General features: G+C 58.6%; 16 protein-coding genes. 7 read left to right on the forward strand and 9 right to left on the reverse strand.

The genetic code is table 11. The features are described from left to right. Window positions 1-13: 13 nt before the first annotated feature. Window positions 14-715: a PspA/IM30 family protein gene (locus ACR1XY_RS01950; protein ID WP_480589525.1), complete on the reverse strand. Its 702-nt coding sequence runs from the start codon at window positions 713-715 to the stop codon at window positions 14-16. Window positions 716-852: 137 nt separating this feature from the next. On the opposite strand from ACR1XY_RS01950, the gene ACR1XY_RS01955 reads away from it, so the two are divergent. Together ACR1XY_RS01955 and ACR1XY_RS01960 are read left to right on the forward strand one after the other, a co-directional pair. Next, on the forward strand, window positions 853-1,431 hold the full coding sequence (locus ACR1XY_RS01955) for a TetR/AcrR family transcriptional regulator (RefSeq protein WP_480589526.1): 579 nt from the start codon (window positions 853-855) through the stop codon (window positions 1,429-1,431). 97 nt (window positions 1,432-1,528) lie between these two features. Then, a complete protein-coding gene (locus ACR1XY_RS01960) occupies window positions 1,529-2,932 on the forward strand; it encodes an MATE family efflux transporter (protein ID WP_480589527.1) in 1,404 nt (467 codons plus the stop codon). A gap of 5 nt (window positions 2,933-2,937) precedes the next feature. Here the strand turns inward: ACR1XY_RS01960 and ACR1XY_RS01965 are convergent, their stop codons facing one another. The 8 genes from ACR1XY_RS01965 to ACR1XY_RS02000 all read right to left on the reverse strand — a co-directional run bounded on the left by ACR1XY_RS01965 (window position 2,938) and on the right by ACR1XY_RS02000 (window position 10,501). Then, complete coding sequence (locus ACR1XY_RS01965; protein WP_480589528.1) at window positions 2,938-4,035, reverse strand: M56 family metallopeptidase; 1,098 nt, start codon at window positions 4,033-4,035, stop codon at window positions 2,938-2,940. Next, window positions 4,022-4,417: a BlaI/MecI/CopY family transcriptional regulator gene (locus ACR1XY_RS01970; RefSeq protein WP_170324448.1), complete on the reverse strand. Its 396-nt coding sequence runs from the start codon at window positions 4,415-4,417 to the stop codon at window positions 4,022-4,024. Before ACR1XY_RS01970 ends, ACR1XY_RS01965 begins: the two co-directional genes overlap by 14 nt. Before the next feature lie 66 nt (window positions 4,418-4,483). Continuing rightward, window positions 4,484-4,753, reverse strand: a complete 270-nt coding sequence (locus tag ACR1XY_RS01975; RefSeq protein WP_480589862.1) for a DUF2160 domain-containing protein — start codon at window positions 4,751-4,753, stop codon at window positions 4,484-4,486. Window positions 4,754-4,896: 143 nt separating this feature from the next. Beyond that, entirely contained in the window at window positions 4,897-5,694 is a 798-nt protein-coding gene (locus tag ACR1XY_RS01980; RefSeq protein WP_058280831.1) for a carbohydrate ABC transporter permease, read from the reverse strand. Then, window positions 5,691-6,554, reverse strand: a complete 864-nt coding sequence (locus ACR1XY_RS01985; RefSeq protein ID WP_480589529.1) for a carbohydrate ABC transporter permease — start codon at window positions 6,552-6,554, stop codon at window positions 5,691-5,693. Before ACR1XY_RS01985 ends, ACR1XY_RS01980 begins: the two co-directional genes overlap by 4 nt. After that, window positions 6,551-7,627 carry an ABC transporter ATP-binding protein gene (locus tag ACR1XY_RS01990; protein WP_480589530.1) on the reverse strand — a complete coding sequence of 359 codons (1,077 nt, stop codon included), beginning with the start codon at window positions 7,625-7,627 and terminating at the stop codon, window positions 6,551-6,553. Before ACR1XY_RS01990 ends, ACR1XY_RS01985 begins: the two co-directional genes overlap by 4 nt. Window position 7,628: 1 nt before the next feature. Then, on the reverse strand, window positions 7,629-8,678 hold the full coding sequence (locus ACR1XY_RS01995) for an ABC transporter ATP-binding protein (protein WP_480589531.1): 1,050 nt from the start codon (window positions 8,676-8,678) through the stop codon (window positions 7,629-7,631). A gap of 83 nt (window positions 8,679-8,761) precedes the next feature. Beyond that, on the reverse strand, window positions 8,762-10,501 hold the full coding sequence (locus ACR1XY_RS02000; protein WP_480589532.1) for an ABC transporter substrate-binding protein: 1,740 nt from the start codon (window positions 10,499-10,501) through the stop codon (window positions 8,762-8,764). 242 nt (window positions 10,502-10,743) lie between these two features. Between ACR1XY_RS02000 and ACR1XY_RS02005 the strand changes: the two genes are divergently transcribed. From ACR1XY_RS02005 to ACR1XY_RS02025, 5 genes are read left to right on the forward strand one after another with little or no spacing between them, the layout of a single operon-like run. Further along, window positions 10,744-12,105 carry a V-type ATP synthase subunit B gene (locus ACR1XY_RS02005; protein WP_480589533.1) on the forward strand — a complete coding sequence of 454 codons (1,362 nt, stop codon included), beginning with the start codon at window positions 10,744-10,746 and terminating at the stop codon, window positions 12,103-12,105. Then, window positions 12,083-12,688: a V-type ATP synthase subunit D gene (locus ACR1XY_RS02010; protein ID WP_480589534.1), complete on the forward strand. Its 606-nt coding sequence runs from the start codon at window positions 12,083-12,085 to the stop codon at window positions 12,686-12,688. Before ACR1XY_RS02005 ends, ACR1XY_RS02010 begins: the two co-directional genes overlap by 23 nt. After that, window positions 12,685-14,481: a V-type ATP synthase subunit I gene (locus ACR1XY_RS02015; RefSeq protein ID WP_480589535.1), complete on the forward strand. Its 1,797-nt coding sequence runs from the start codon at window positions 12,685-12,687 to the stop codon at window positions 14,479-14,481. The genes ACR1XY_RS02010 and ACR1XY_RS02015 overlap by 4 nt, the downstream gene beginning before the upstream one ends. Next, window positions 14,478-14,921: an ATP synthase subunit C gene (locus ACR1XY_RS02020; protein WP_480589536.1), complete on the forward strand. Its 444-nt coding sequence runs from the start codon at window positions 14,478-14,480 to the stop codon at window positions 14,919-14,921. The genes ACR1XY_RS02015 and ACR1XY_RS02020 overlap by 4 nt, the downstream gene beginning before the upstream one ends. Further along, complete coding sequence (locus ACR1XY_RS02025) at window positions 14,921-15,598, forward strand: hypothetical protein (protein ID WP_480589537.1); 678 nt, start codon at window positions 14,921-14,923, stop codon at window positions 15,596-15,598. The genes ACR1XY_RS02020 and ACR1XY_RS02025 overlap by 1 nt, the downstream gene beginning before the upstream one ends.

Consider the following 15,598-nt stretch of genomic DNA (forward strand, 5'->3'; position numbering starts at 1 on the left):
TCGGATTCTGCTGTCAGGTCGACTTCGACTTGCCGGTTTTTTTGGCCTTCTTTTTCAGGCGTTCGAGAACCTCATCCGCGTTAGAGCGCAAGGGCTTGCCACAGCCGGCTTCGGCCAGACGGTCGCGGATGTTCTCAGCAGATCCGGTGGTCTCCAACTCTGTCATGGCGCGGGCGGTGGCATCCATTTCGCTTTGCCGCTCCTGCAGGCGTTGCAGGGTGTCTTCGGCCTCGCGCAATGTGGACAGGCCGCTGTCAGGGGCCACCTGCTGCAGGCGCTGCGTTTTGTCCGTTGCTGTGGCCAAGCGTTGACCGCGCTGCAACTGCCGCAGCCGGGTTTCAGCTTCGCGCAGGACGGTGCGCAGCCGGGCAATTTCGGTATCGAACCGGACTTGAGCTTTGGTGGACACGTCGCGTTCGGCCTCGAGATGTGCGATGGCGTCGGCGGCGTCACGGGCCAGATCCTCGCGGTTCTGTTGCAGTGCATCCAGCGTTCGGGCCTCAAGGTCGGCAATCTGCTGGGTCAACCTCACGTGCTGCTTCTTCTCTTGCTCGTTCTGGGCCATCGTCACGGCCACGGCCTTGCGCGACATCTGAACAGCATGGGCGCAATCCCGGATTTGCTGCCGCAGAATGGGTAGGGCATGGCGGTCCGTCACAACGGTTGCCGCCTCATAGGCCCGGCCCCTTAACAAAGTGGCAAACTGTTTGAACATCTTCGGCTCCTCGTTTATGAACAGTGTTCATGGAGCGACTATGCAATGATTCTGAACGTTGTTCAACTTAAAAATTGAACGATGTTCATTCCATTACCGTTGAGGGAACTTAAGTGGCGAAAAACAAAAGAGAAATTTTGAAAGAAAAACTTCTGAACGCAGCCGAAGACAGGATAAAGTCGCACGGGTTGGCGGCTTTGCGTGCTCGAGATATCACCAAAGATGCGGGATGCGCGCTGGGTAGCCTGTATAACGCATACGAGGATCTGGACCTCTTGGTTCTGGCGGTGAATTCCCGCACGCTGGCGCGATTGCATACGACCTTACAAAGCGCGTCGGCCTCACAGGAAGTACCCGAGGAAAATCTGTTGGCGCTTGCGCTTGCCTATCTTGAATTCGGGACCGAGAACCCGAACCTTTGGGCCGCCCTGTTTGATCACAGGATGCCACCGGGCGTGCCAGTGCCGGAGTGGCATCTGGAAGAACACGCAGTACTGATTGCCGAGGTGATGACTCCGTTGTCGCGGTTAAGTCCGGGGCTGGATGAGGCCACCTTGGCCTTGCGTGCGCGTACCGTGTTCTCGGCGGTCCATGGCATCGTCAAATTGTCGCTTGAAGGTCGGTTTGTCGCTTTGGACACTGATGCCGTGCGGTCAGAGTTGTCGAGATTTATCCTGCAGTTCCTGCGCGGGTATCAGGCGGACCAATTAGAATAATGCGTTAACCTCAGCTGAAAACTCTCCCCGAGATTGCCGTTGCATCACCGGAGGAAACGCGGGCAAATTGGCCAGAGGGGCAGGGGCTGAGCTACACATGGCAACACAATCCGAAGGTAGAGCAGTCTTTCTGACGGGTAGCCTGATGGGCCATGTTACCCGCATGTCGTTAACCACCAGCATTGGCCTGATGGCGATTTTCGCGGTGGATTTCGTTGACATGATTTTCATTTCGATGCTGGGTAACGATGCGTTGGCCGCTGCGGTCGGCTATGCCGGAACGCTTTTGTTCTTTACCAATTCAGTCAATGTCGGCCTGTCGATTTCCGCTGGCGCCTTAGTGGCGCGGGAGTTGGGGGCCGGTCGGCATGAACAAGCGCGTCAATTCAGCACCAGCGTTGCGGTTCTGGGTGCTCTCGTCGGGTTGATCGTCTCAGTGACCGTCCTTTTCAACCTGACATTTTGCCTGTCCCTGCTGGGCGCAGAGGGCGAAGTGCTGCGATTGGCCGCCCGCTATATTTCGATCATCCTGCCGACCATGTGGGTGATGGCGGTTGCCATGACCGGCATGGCGGTGTTGCGCGCCTATGGGGATGCGCGACGCTCGATGCAAGCCACGATTTACGGCGGAGTGGCCAACGCAGTGCTGGACCCGATCCTGATCTTTGCCGTTGGGCTGGGCCTGGATGGCGCGGCCATCGCCTCGGTTATCGCGCGGATCTGCATGTTGATTGCGGCGGTCAGACCGGCAGTGCGCGTGCATCGTGGTTTCGCTCGACCATCGCTGCAGCAGTTGGTGTTGGATGTCCGACCTGTTCGCGCGATTGCCGTGCCCGCCGTCCTGACCAATATCGCCACGCCTGTCGGCAACGCCATTGTCATTCGCGAAATCGCTCAGTTCGGAACGGAAGCTGTGGCCGGCATGGCGGTGATCGGACGGCTGATGCCGGTGGCGTTTTCGGTTGTGTTCGCGCTGTCCGGGGCCATCGGACCAATCGTTGGACAGAACTTTGGGGCAGGGCAGTATGACCGCGTAAAAGCGACCTTTCTGGCCGGTGTGAAATTCACCGCCGTTTATGTCTGCCTGATGGCGGCCACTCTGTTCCTGCTGCGCGCGCCAATTGCAGATCTGTTTCAGGCACAGGGGCAGACACGGGCGCTGATCTATCTGTTCTGCGGACCGCTGGCCTTGGCCTCATTCTTCAACGGGGTGATCTTTGTCGCGAATGCCAGCTTCAACAATCTGGGTCACCCGATTTATTCGACCTGGGTGAATTGGGGGCGGCACACACTGGGCACATGGCCCTTTGCAGTCGCCGGGGCCCATATCGCGGGCGCACCCGGCGTGTTGCTGGGGCAGGCGTTGGGAGGAGTCGTCTTCGCCGTGATCTGCTGGATTCTGGTCCGGCGGGTTGTTGCGAATCTGGCGGCACCGCAACCTGTCGACCCTTTTGCCGAGCAGACGCGCTTTCAGGCTCTGTTCGGGCGTCGCGGCTGGTAGTCAGTTCAGTTGCCCTGATTACGCGCTTCCAGCCGTTCGAGGTTGACCACGGTCGACAGCATCAGACGATCATGGCTCCAATCCTCAGTCTGTTGGACCGACGCAGCGGCCAACCCAAGGACAAGCGCGAACAGGATCGAAAGACCAAGGAACGTGAACGGCATCGACGATTGCATCGCGGGCGAATCCGCCAGCGCAATTACCCGTTGTCGCAGAACGCGTTTCGCCTTGCCACTGGTGACCAGAGCCACGTTCAGAACGCGCGGGCTGCCGCGCGTGACGGTGCGGGCACAATAGTCCAGCAGGCAATTGGTATAGTCGCGTGCATCGATGTTATTGCGTGCCACGACCGACTGATCGCAGGCCAGTTCGCGCAGGCGGTCGAACTGATACTTCAACACCAGATAAGCGGGGTTCCAGAACAGCAGAGGCCGCAGGAGTTCGAACCCAAGCTCCCATTCAACGTCTCCGGCGCGCACATGCTGAAGCTCATGCGCAAGGGCGAAGCGCAGCTCACGCGGGGTGTCCAGCAGGTGGCTGGGCAACACGACATGACGCCGGCGCAGGCCTCGGACCGCGAAGGGCACGGAGATGCGGTCGGACAGGCGGATATCCACCTTCGCCGAACGGCGCCACAAAAAGCTGGTGTTGACCGTTTCGCGGATCGCCAGCCCGTCGCGGATCACGCGCAGGGCATAGGCCAGCGATGCAAGCGCCATCAGCGCAAGGATCGCGGATACAACCGGGTAGTCCCCGCTGAACAATACCTCAACCCAGCGTTGGCGCGTGTTCAGCAGCGCCTCGAACTGGGTGGCGGGCATGGCGATGTCACCGCGCAGATAGGCCGCCACGGCGATGTCGCCAATGGCCACGGTGCCTTTGGCCTGGGTGAGTGTGGCCAGCGCAGATATCCCCAGTGCCAGCAACGGGCTGATGACGATGCACAAGCAAAGCGCCTTAAGTGCACGCAACTGCGCCACAAACCCGTGACTGAATGAGGTCCGGGACAGAAGCCACCGCGCAACCAGCCAGAGAATTGCGGCGAGGCCGAGGACAATATTCCATTCCAGATACGCGTCGAGAACCGGTTTAACCGCTGTCATTTTGCAGCCTCCTCTCTACCAGTGCCCGAATTTCCTCCAGATCGGCTTCGCTGAGGCCTGCATCGTCAACCAGACGCGCGACCAGCGTGGCAGGTGTGTCGTCGAACAGGGTCCGCGACAGGTTCTGCAGCGACCGTGCCTGATATCTGTCTTTCTCCAGAAGCGGCGTATAGATCAGCGTTTTTCCGTCCTTGTGGCTTTCGACAAACCCTTTGTCGTCGAGAATCCTCAGGATGGTTGCGCCGGACGTATAAGCCAGGTTTCGCTCTGGCGGCAGGCGATCAAGCACGTCACGGACCGAGCCCCGACCCAGCGCCCAGAGCTCGTTCATGAACTCAAGTTCCACTTCGGTCAGCAGGTTTGTTGTTTTTTTCTTTCGCATCGGTCTTTCGTGTCGCATTTCTTAGTATGCCTGACAGACAAGCATCCTTTCGCTGTTTCGCAAAGCTTAAACTTTCCAGAAGACGAAGATGCCCCAGCCGATCGACAGGAAAAGGGGTATCCAGACGGGCTGACCCACCAGCCCGAGCCAAGCCAGGAAGATATAGGCCGAACCCAGCAGGGTGATGAACAGCCGATCACCCAGCGTGGTCGTCAGCCCCAACACACCGCGCCGCTCAATCCCGTCGCGGAATTTGAAGCCTTCGAGAACGCCAATCAGGGCGATTGCCGAGAAAATGCCTACAAACAAAGCCAGAGTCGCCGGGGTCCAGGCCATCCAGAAATCTGGCCACAGAGGGTCGGTCCACGAGAACCCCTTTTCCTCTTGCTGGCCGACATTGCCCCATCCGGCCTGTGCTTGGGCAAAGGCCGTAGTGGGTAGGAAGGGAAGGGTGAGAAGTAGTTTGCGCATATCGAACCTCACACACGTCCCATCGCGAAACCACGCGCGATGTAGTTGCGGACAAACCAGATGACGATGGCGCCGGGGATGATTGTCAGGGTTCCCGCAGCCGCCAGAAGACCGAGTTCATACCCCGCGCTGGAGGCCGTCCGGGTCATCACGGCAGCGATGGGCTTGGCCTCGACCGCCGTCAGGGTTTTGGCCAGCAGCATCTCGACCCACGAGAACATGAAGCAGAAGAATGCCGCGACGCCCACGCCCGCTTTGATGTTGGGCAGGAAGATTGTCACGAAGAAGCGTGGGAAAGAGTAGCCGTCGACATAGGCCGTTTCATCCAGCTCTTTCGGGATACCGCGCATGAAGCCTTCCAAAATCCACACCGCAAGCGGCACGTTGAACAGTGTATGTGCCAGCGCCACGGCCAGATAGGTGTCGAACAGGTGGATCGACGAATAGAGCTGAAAGAACGGCAGCGCGAACACCGCAGCCGGGGCCATCCGGTTGGTCAGCAGCCAGAAGAACAACTGCTTGTCCCCCAGAAAGCGATAGCGCGAGAACGCATAAGCCGCAGGTAGGGCCACACAGACCGAAAGCACTGTGTTGATCGTCACATAGATGATCGAGTTGATGTAGCCCCAATACCATGTGGGATCGGTGAAGATGGTGATGTAATTCTCCAGCGTAAAGGTCTGGGGAAACAGGGAAAAGCCCGACAGGATCTCGTTCGTGGTCTTGAAGGACATCGCCACCAGCCAATAGATCGGCAGCATCAGGAACGCGATATAGAGGATCGGGATGAGGGACCGCTTCTTCATTGCGCGTCATCCTTTGTCATCAGAGTGTAGAAGACCCAGCTGACCAGCAGCGTGATGGCGAAATAGATCAGGCTCATCGCGGCCGCGGGGCCAAGGTCGAACTGTCCCAACGCAATCTTCACAAGGTCGATCGAAAGCAAGGTGGTTGAGTTGCCGGGGCCGCCGCCGGTCAGGACGAAGGGCTCGGTATAGATGTTGAAACTGTCCATGAACCGCAGCAGAACAGCAATGGTCAGGACGGTCTTCATCTTTGGCAGTTGGATATAGCGGAACACCGACCACGGGCTGGCTCCGTCGATTTTAGCAGCCTGATAATAGGCGTCGGGGATCGAAACGAGACCCGCATAGCACAGCAGAACCACCAACGAGGTCCAGTGCCAGACATCCATGACGATGACCGTGATCCAGGCCGAGATCGGCTGTTGGGTCATGTCATAATTAATGCCCAGAACGTCATTCAGGAAGTACCCCATCAGGCCGATCTTGGGCAGGGTGAAGATGTTCCACATCGAGCCGACTACGTTCCAAGGGATCAGCATCGGCAGTGCCATCAGAACCAGACAGACTGGCACCCAGAAGCCTTTGCGGGGCATTGATAGGGCGACGATAATGCCCAGGGGCACCTCGATCAGCAGAATCAGGAAGGTGAACAGGAATTGTCGACCCAATGCGGCCTGAAACCGGTCAGACCGCAGGATCTGCTCGAACCAACCCAGACCTTCCCAGAAGAACTGGTTGTTGCCGAAGGTTTCCTGCACCGAGTAGTTGACCACCGTCATCATCGGCACCAGCGCGTTGAACGCCACCAGTGCCAGCACCGGCAGCACGAAGAACCATGCCTTTTGGTTTTCTGTTCTCATGTGCCGCGCTCCTCGGTTGCGATCCAGCCGTCGCGATAGACGCGGGATTGTTCAGGTTTGAATTGCAGGAACACTTGGGAACCCGGCTCAGGCACGCTGTGTTCCGTAACGGCCTTGAGGGCGGTGTTGCCGACCATCGCGCTGACCACATAGTGACGACCAATGTCGGACACTTTGGTCACATGCGCGGGAATACCTGTGTCGCCAAAGCCGACATATTCCGGGCGGATACCCAGATCGGTGCGGCCTCCGTCACCATGGGTCGGCCCTTCCAGCCTCACCTCGTGCCCTTCGAACACAGCGCGGTCGCCTTTCGTCTCGCAGGGCAGGACGTTCATGCCGGGCGAGCCGATAAAGTGTCCAACAAACGTGTGCTGAGGGCGTTCGAACAGTTCGACTGGGGTGCCGATCTGAACCACTTCGCCCTCCTGCATCACCACGACCTCATCAGCGAAGGTCAAAGCCTCGGTCTGGTCGTGAGTCACATAGATCATTGTGGCTTTGACGCGCTGGTGCAGTTCTTTCAGCTTGGAGCGCAGCTTCCATTTCAGATGCGGGTCGATCACAGTCAGCGGTTCATCGAACATCACCGCGTTCACGTCGTCACGCACCAGACCGCGTCCCATCGAGATCTTCTGCTTGTTGTCCGGGCTCAGACCCGAGGCGCGGGTGTTCAGCATGTCCGCGACATCCAGCATCTCTGCAATCTCGTCAACGCGGCGCTTGATCGTTGCGGGGTCGACTCCTCGGTTCTTCAGCGGAAAGGCAAGGTTTTCGCCTACGGTCATCGTGTCGTAGATCACCGGGAACTGGAACACCTGCGCAATGTTGCGCTGATCGGGAGGCAGAGCGGTTACGTCCTGACCGTCGAACAGAATTTGCCCTTCGGAGGGCATCAGCAGGCCCGAGATGATATTGAGCAACGTGGACTTGCCACAGCCCGACGGGCCAAGCAGCGCATAAGCCCCGCCGTCGCGCCAGGTCACGTCGATTTCCTTCAGCGCATAGTCCTCGGGGCCTTTCGGCGACGGCATGTAGCTATGGCGGAGGTTTGAAAGCTTGATCTGTGCCATGTCAGGCCACCCTTTTGCCGTCTTGGCCGAAATACCGGCAATGGGCCGGGTTCATGTAAAAACTGTGATCCTCACCGACCTGATAGGGGTGCACACCTGCAGCGAGAGAAACCCACGCTTCATCGCCATGCTGGAAATGCGCGCTGGAGTCCGAGCCCGACAGTTCGGTCACGATCACGCGGCCCGTCAGTTCCACATCCGCGTCAGACGTGCGGAAGGGCGTCACCCGATGCGGGCGCACGGCGACCATGTAGTCTCCGTCGGCCATGTCTGTGACCGACCAGCCGCCGCCACCAGCCAATTGCGCCTGGGCGCCGGACACAGTGATGCTGGCCACGTTGATCGGTGGATCCGAGAAAACCCGCGCGGCGGCGATGTTCTCGGGGTTGCGATAGATGTCGGCGGTCGGGCCGAATTGGGTCACGCGACCGTCTTCCATCAGCGCTGTGTAACCGCCCAACAGAAGGGCTTCTTCTGGTTCTGAGGTAGCATAGACCACCACGGCCCCGCGTCCGGCAAATAGATCAGGTAGCTGTTCGCGCAGTTCCTCGCGCAGTTTGTAGTCGAGGTTTGCCAACGGTTCATCCAGAAACACCGCGCGGCTCTCCTTGGCAATCGCACGGGCTAAAGCGGTACGCTGTTGTTGCCCCCCCGACAGCTCATGCGGGCGACGGTGCAGCATCGGGCGCAATTGTAGCAGGTCGGCTGCTTCTTCGACGCGGCCCTCGATCTCGGATTGCGCCATACCAGCCACGCGCAGGGGCGAGGCGATGTTATCGAAAACACTCATATGAGGGTAGTTCACGAAGAACTGGTGCACGAGGCTGATCTGCCGCTTCTGCGTGTTCAGCCTTGTCACGTCCTGCCCATCCATCAGGACCTTGCCTTGGGCGATCGGGTCCAGCCCGGCCATCATCTTGATCAGAGAAGTCTTGCCCGAGCCGGTCGCGCCCAGCAGCACATTGAAATGGCCGGTCTGCAGCTTCAGGGTCGTGGGCTTGATATGGATAACATTGCCAACCCTTTTGGTGGCGTCTTGTAATTCGATCATGTCCGTGGGTTCCGGTCCTTCAGTGCAGCGCACTGGTCTTCGGGGTGGGGATGCCTGAACCGGCACCCCCAGGTTTCAATGGTTCACTGAGACTGCCAGCGTTGAACCAGTTCGTCATAGTTGACGGTCTGCCCCTGCGGCTTTTCGTTCTCAAGCTTGGCCTTCGGCGAACCGGCTTTTTCCAGCCAGAACTCCGGGTCCTGCGGTTCGTTCAGACGGGGACCACAGCCACCGTAGACACCGGCGCTTTCATCCGCGGCCTGCATACGGGCCATGGTGATGTCCATCTCTTCGGCCAGACGGTCCATTGCCTCTTGCGGGGTAAACGCGCCAGAGTTCACGTCACCGATCTGCTGCCACCAGATCTGGGCCAGCTTCGGATAGTCCGGCACGTTGATGCCGGTCGGCGACCATGCCACACGGTCAGGCGAGCGGTAAAACTCGACCAGACCACCCAGCTTGGGTGCGCGTTCGGTGAACGACTCGTGATTGACCGAGCTGTCCCGGATGAAGGTCAGACCCACGTGGGACTTCTTCACATCGACAGTTTTGGAGGTCACGAACTGGGCATAGAGCCAGGCAGCTTGAGCACGATCCGCTGGGGTCGACTTCAGGAAAGTCCAGGAACCCACGTCCTGATAACCAACCTTCTGGCCTTCTTCCCAGTAGGGGCCGTGCGGGCTGGGCGCCATCCGCCACAGCGGCGTGCCCTCGTCATCCACGGTGTTGTTGCCTTCGGACTTCGGCTTCACCATGTCGGCGGTAAAGGCGGTGTACCAGAAGATCTGCTGGGCCACGTTGCCCTGGCTGAGCGCCGGCAGCGACTGATAAAAGTCATAGGATGCTGCACCCGGAGGGGCATAAGCCCGCAGCCATTCGTCCCACTTGCGGATCGCATAGACCGCAGCCGGGCCGTTTGCAGCACCACCGCGGGACACGGATGCACCAACAGGGTTACAGGTGCCCGCTTCCATGCGGATGCCCCATTCGTCAACCGGAATGCCGTTCGGCTCGCCGACGTCACCGGCACCGGCCATTGACAGCCAAGCATCGGTCATACGCCAACCAAGGTCAGGTGCGCGCTTGCCGTAGTCCATGTGGCCGTAGATCGCTACGCCGTCGACCTCTTTCACGTCGTTGGTGAAGAACTCGGCGATGTCCTCATAGGCCGACCAGTTGACCGGAACGCCCAAATCATAGCCGTACTTTTCTTTGAACGCGGCTTTGTTGGCCTCGTCATCGAACCAGTCCTTGCGGAACCAGTAGAGGTTCGCAAACTGCTGATCGGGCAGCTGATACAGTTTGCCATCCGGACCGGTCGTGAACTGAATACCCATGAAGTCATCCAGATCCAGCGTCGGCGAAGTTGTCGCCGCCCAGTCGCCTGCCATCATATCGGTCAGCGGATAAGCCTGTTGCAGACGCGAGTGGGTGCCGATCAGGTCACTGTCATTGACATAACCGTCATACAGGTTCCGGCTCGTTTGCAGTTGGGTCTGAACTGCCTGGACAACCTCACCTTCACCAAGAATCTGGTGATTGACCTTGATTCCGGTGATTTCCTCGAACGCCTTGGTCAGAACCTCGGATTCATACGAGTGGGTGGGGATGCCTTCCGACAGGACGTTGATTTCCATGCCAGCATAGGGTTGTGCAGCTTCGATGAACCACTTCATCTCGCTCATCTGTTCGTCTTTCGACAGGGTCGATGGCTGGAATTCGTCGTCGATCCAACGTTGTGCTGCGGCTTCGTCGGCCCAAGCGGACCCGTGCCCCGCAATGACGGCAGCCGCCGCCACTGCGGAAAGTAGATGTCTCCGCATCTGTCTCCTCCCAAAAATTATGGTTTCCGGCGCGAACCGGATGGCGAACAGCATCAGCGATTTCTTGCGTATGTGTCAAACTAAATTTTTAGTAATTGATGAATTTGAGGGTGGCGCAACGACAAGGCATCCTCGGTTGTCAATTTGTGAATTCGTTGTAAGCTGCACCCGCGATTACAAAAAATGCCGCTGACGAACGTTTCGCTGATTGGCAAAATCACTAGGACGCATGAGGATAGGCAATGTCCCAGAGTCTGTTGAAATACACGCGTGTACTGGAAATTGTAGGGGATACGATCAAGGTCAGGGTGCCGTTGGACGGGTCTACAGACGCTGCGGTTCGGTTCAATGACCTGGCGGTGATCGAGACGGTCGATGGGCATAAAACCTTGGCGCAGGCGATTTTCATCGACCACGATGTGGTGACGCTGCAGGTGTTTTCCGGCACCAAGGGGATCTCGACCGAAGCAACCGCAACCTTCCTTGGCCACCCGATGCAGACGCCGTATTCAGCCAATATTCTGGGTCGTGTGTTTGACGGGGCAGGGGTGGCGATTGATGGCGGGCCGGACTTGTCGGCTGAGCCTCGAATCGATATCGGAGGGCCGACTGTAAACCCGGCTGAAAGAGCGGTCCCGAATAAGATGATCCGCACGGATGTGCCGATGATCGACGTATTCAACACGCTGGTTGAAAGCCAGAAAATCCCGATTTTTTCAGTGTCGGGCGAGCCGTTCAATGCGTTCCTCAGCCGAATCGGTATTCAGGCCGATGCCGATATCGTGGTGTTCGGCGGGTTGGGTTTGATCTTTGATGACTACCACACATTCCGGACGTCGTTCGAGGATGCGGGCGTGTTCTCGCGCACGGTGATGTTCGTCAATCAGGCGATGGATCCTCTGGTCGAACGCCTGTTGGTGCCCGACATGGCACTGGCCGTGGCCGAGAAATTTGCGGTGGAAGAGGGTAAGCGCGTTTTGGTCCTGTTGACCGACATGACCGCCTTTGCTGATGCGATGAAAGAGGTTGGCATCAGTCAGGAACGGGTCCCTTCGCAGCGTGGGTATATGGGCGATCTATACTCTCAGTTGGCGCGTCGGTACGAGAAAGCCTGTGATTACACCAAGGGCGGATCGGTGACGGTGCTGACCGTGACCACGATGCCCGGCAATGACGTGACACATCCGGTTCCGGACAACACCGGCTACATCACTGAAGGGCAGATCTATCTGCACTCGGGTGTGATTGACCCGTTCGGTAGCCTCTCGCGCCTCAAGCAGAACGTGATCGGCAAAACCACCCGCGAAGATCACGGCCAGATCATGAACACGATGATCCGGTTCTATTCTGAAAGCCGTGATGCCGCGCAGAAACAGGCGATGGCGTTTGATCTGTCTGATTACGATCACCAGCTGCTGAAATTCGGCGCGTTGTTCCGCAAGCGGTTCATGGACATCAACGTATCGATCCCGCTGGAAGATGCGCTGGACCTGGGATGGAAAACGCTGGCCGAGTGTTTCCAGCCCGAACAGTTGCTGATGAAACAGGTTTTGGTCGACAAGTACTTCCCGAAGGATGCTGATGGCGCGGTTGCAGCTGAATAAATCGTCGCTGGCCCGCCAGCAGACGCAGCTGAAAAGCTATGAGCGGTTCCTGCCGTCGCTGGACCTGAAGCGCCAGCAGTTGATGGCGGAACGCGCGAAAGCGCGCGAAGATGTGCGACGTCTGGAGGAAGAGGTCAAGGAACTGGCGCAACAGGTCGGGGCGAAGCTGCCGATGCTGGCGCAGCAGGGTGTCGATCTGGACGGGCTGGTTGAACTCAAGGACTATCAGGTCAAAGAGGTCAATGTTGTCGGTGTGAAAATGCCTGCGCTCGACCGGACTGAGGTTGCCGTGCGACCCTATTCTTTGCTGGCGAAACCCCATTGGGTCGATGCCGCTGCGCAGTTGTTGCACGACATGATCGAAGCGCGCCTGCGGGTTAAAGTGGCCGAGGAGCGGGTGAAGATTTTCGACAAGGCCGTCGCCACGATCACCCAACGCGTCAACCTGTTCGAAAAGGTTCTGATCCCGCGCGCCAAGGCCAATATCAAGAAGATCCGCATCTATCTGAGTGACGAGCAAATGCAGGCCGTCGTGCGCTCGAAAATCTCCAAACGCAAACACGCGCAGGAGGCCGTGTCATGAGTGTTGCGCGTCTAAAGAAACTGTCGCTGGTCGGACGCGCAGGGCAGAAGACCGAGACACTGGAGGCGTTGCAGGATCTGGGATGTATGCACGTCCTGCCGCTGGCTCCGCCACCGGCCGAGCCCGAAAAGATCAGCGAACGTGGTGCAAGACACGCCTATAAGGCTTTGAGGTATTTGACAGACGTGCAAGAGCCGCGCCGCCAGATACAGCGTGACCCCGATTTTGAGATGGACCAGTTCGTCAGGGACGTTTTGGACCTGATGCAGCGCACACGTGACATGACCGATCGGCGGGACTTTCTGGCCCATCGGATCGCTCAGGTGCGACCATGGGGAGACCTGGACTTTCCACCCGATGATGTGTTGGCGGGCAATCGGCTGTGGTTCTTCCAATTGCCGGTGAAGCATCGAGATGCGCTGTCGGACCTGACGCTGCCCTGGGCCATTCTGGAGCAGGATCATCGGTTCATCTACGCCGTCCTGATCGCCCCGGAAGAGCCCGCCGACGACATCCTGCCGGTTGCGCGCACTCATACCGGGTCGCTGCCCATTCACGAGTTAGAGGCGCAGCTGGAAGAGGCCGAGATCGCCATCGAAGCGCTTGAGGCCGAACGGGTTGCGCAGACGCGCTACCTGACGCTGATGCGGCGGAACTTGTCCGTGGCAGAAAGCGCGGCGGAACTGGCCCATGCCACACAGAAAGTGCGCGACGAAGAGGCGATGTTCGCCCTGCAAGGCTGGGTGCCCGAAGATCGCATTGAGGCCGTGCTTGAAATGGCTCAGGCCAAGGATGCCGCCGTCTTGATTGAGGAGCCGGGGCCAGACGACACGCCGCCTACGCTGTTGGAACAACCGGAAAAACGCAGTGCTGCCGTGGACTTGGCACTGTTTTATCAAGTACCCGGCTACAAGGATTGGGACCCGAGCGTCATCGTCGCTGCCTCGTTTGCGTTCTTTTTCGCGATGATCGTGGCCGACGCGGGATACGGAGCCGTCATCTTGCTGGGCCTGCTGCTGTTTTGGAAGCGGATGGGAGGGACCGTCGGGCAGAGATCGTGGCGGCTTTTCGGGCTGATCATCTCGGGTGCGACGATTGTGTACGGCATTCTGGTCGGAAGCTATTTCGGAGTGTCGCCGCCGGATGGGTCAATCTGGGCCAAACTCAAACTGCTGGATATGAACAATTTCGGGGTCATGATGATGGTGTCGATCGTTGTTGGGGTCCTGAACCTTGTGCTGGCCAATGCACTGGCCGCGCGGGCGGCATGGGGACAAAGGAAAGCCATTGCCAATCTGGGTTGGATTGCGGCGCTGATCGGCGGGTTCGTCCTGTGGCTCAGCTACATGAAAGGGAACTCCCCGACGCCGGGGGCGGTGATCCTGATCGTGGGGGCTCTGGCGATCCTGCTGTTCTCCAGCGAGCGGGAGATCAAGAAACCCACCGACTGGGCATGGCGCCTGATCGACGGGGTGCAAGGCCTTGCCGGGGCTATGGGGGCGTTTGGGGACGTGCTCAGCTATATGCGCCTGTTCGCGCTGGGTCTGGCCTCGGCTTCACTGGCGATCACCTTCAACGATCTGGCTATGTCGGTGATCCACGCGCTGAAAGGGCCGGGCATTCTGTTCGGTCTGTTGATCCTGATCATCGGCCACATCCTGAACTTCGCCCTCGCATTGATGAGCGGTGTCGTTCACGGGTTACGTCTCAATTACATCGAATTCTTTAAATGGGGTCTGCCGGATGAAGGCATCGTCTTTCGCCCGTTTGCCCGCAAGGAGGTTCAGGAATGAATGAGTTTGTTCTGACATTGGGTTGGCTGGGGATTTACGCTCCCATGGCTTTGGGTGCGGCAGCAAGCGCCATTGGTTGTTCGATTGCGGGTATGGCCAGTATCGGCGCCATGACCGAGACAGAGGGCGGCTATGGCCGGTTCGTCGGTGTCTCGGCCTTTCCATCAACCATGGTGATCTATGGCATCGTCATCATGTTCACGCTCAACCGTGACGTGACACCGGAAAACGCGGGCGGGCTGTTCGGGATCGGCATCCTGTCGGGCATCGCGCTGATGTATTGCGGTATCTGGCAGGGCCGCGCTTGTGCGGCGGCGATCAACGCGACCAAGGAAAAACCGGAAATCTTCGGCCTGTCGCTGGCTCCCGCCGCGATTATTGAAGGTTTTGGTGTCTTTGCCTTTGTCTTTGCCTTGGTCATCAGCGCGGGGATCAGCTGATGGCACAGGATGGGATGATCTCGCACGGTGTCGACGCTCTGATTGACAAACTGCGCAATGATGGGGTGGCGGCTGGGCAGGCGGATGCAGATAAGCTGCGCGCGGATGCCAAGGCCGAGGCCGCAAAGATTCTGGCTGACGCCAAACGCAAGGCGGATGCGTATCAGAAGAAGGCGCGCAGCGAATCCGACAATTACCGTGCAGCGGGTGAAGAAGCGCTGAACACTGCCATGCGCGACGCGGTCTTGACTATGAAAGCAGGGCTGACGGACCGGTTCCGCGAAGATGTCGAACGTCTGGTCACCAAGGAAATGGGCGATCCGGAACTGCTGAAACAGATGATCCTTGAGGTGGTGGGACGTGCCGCCACCGAGGCGAAGCTGGACGGCAAGGTGCAGGTCATCCTGCCCGCCAAAGTCGCAACGCAAGAGGATATCAAGCAGAACGCCGATGACATTCAGTCGGGCAAGCTGACCAAATACGTTCTGGGCCTGACCGCTGACATGTTGCGCGAACAGGTCGAACTGCACGCCTCGGACAACGCGCAGGATGGCATCAGAGTGCGTGCCGAAGATCAGGGTGTAGTTCTGGACCTGACTGACAAGGCCGTGGCCTCGCTGCTGATGGAGCACCTACAACCCCGCTTCCGCGCGGTGCTGGAAGGGGTGATCCGGTAA

The organism is Ruegeria sp. AD11(2025), assembly GCF_056542405.1.

What these genes read in the sequence shown, in the direction of transcription:
- ACR1XY_RS02020 (WP_480589536.1), top strand. Translation starts at nt 14,478, where the DNA reads ATGAATGAGTTTGTTCTGACATTGGGTTGGCTGGGGATTTACGCTCCC.
- ACR1XY_RS01970 (WP_170324448.1), bottom strand. Translation starts at nt 4,417, where the DNA reads ATGCGAAAGAAAAAAACAACAAACCTGCTGACCGAAGTGGAACTTGAG.
- ACR1XY_RS02010 (WP_480589534.1), top strand. Translation starts at nt 12,083, where the DNA reads ATGGCGCGGTTGCAGCTGAATAAATCGTCGCTGGCCCGCCAGCAGACG.
- ACR1XY_RS01965 (WP_480589528.1), bottom strand. Translation starts at nt 4,035, where the DNA reads ATGACAGCGGTTAAACCGGTTCTCGACGCGTATCTGGAATGGAATATT.
- ACR1XY_RS02000 (WP_480589532.1), bottom strand. Translation starts at nt 10,501, where the DNA reads ATGCGGAGACATCTACTTTCCGCAGTGGCGGCGGCTGCCGTCATTGCG.
- ACR1XY_RS01990 (WP_480589530.1), bottom strand. Translation starts at nt 7,627, where the DNA reads ATGGCACAGATCAAGCTTTCAAACCTCCGCCATAGCTACATGCCGTCG.
- ACR1XY_RS02005 (WP_480589533.1), top strand. Translation starts at nt 10,744, where the DNA reads ATGTCCCAGAGTCTGTTGAAATACACGCGTGTACTGGAAATTGTAGGG.
- ACR1XY_RS01960 (WP_480589527.1), top strand. Translation starts at nt 1,529, where the DNA reads ATGGCAACACAATCCGAAGGTAGAGCAGTCTTTCTGACGGGTAGCCTG.
- ACR1XY_RS01980 (WP_058280831.1), bottom strand. Translation starts at nt 5,694, where the DNA reads ATGAAGAAGCGGTCCCTCATCCCGATCCTCTATATCGCGTTCCTGATG.
- ACR1XY_RS01985 (WP_480589529.1), bottom strand. Translation starts at nt 6,554, where the DNA reads ATGAGAACAGAAAACCAAAAGGCATGGTTCTTCGTGCTGCCGGTGCTG.
- ACR1XY_RS01995 (WP_480589531.1), bottom strand. Translation starts at nt 8,678, where the DNA reads ATGATCGAATTACAAGACGCCACCAAAAGGGTTGGCAATGTTATCCAT.
- ACR1XY_RS01975 (WP_480589862.1), bottom strand. Translation starts at nt 4,753, where the DNA reads ATGGCCTGGACCCCGGCGACTCTGGCTTTGTTTGTAGGCATTTTCTCG.
- ACR1XY_RS02015 (WP_480589535.1), top strand. Translation starts at nt 12,685, where the DNA reads ATGAGTGTTGCGCGTCTAAAGAAACTGTCGCTGGTCGGACGCGCAGGG.
- ACR1XY_RS01950 (WP_480589525.1), bottom strand. Translation starts at nt 715, where the DNA reads ATGTTCAAACAGTTTGCCACTTTGTTAAGGGGCCGGGCCTATGAGGCG.
- ACR1XY_RS02025 (WP_480589537.1), top strand. Translation starts at nt 14,921, where the DNA reads ATGGCACAGGATGGGATGATCTCGCACGGTGTCGACGCTCTGATTGAC.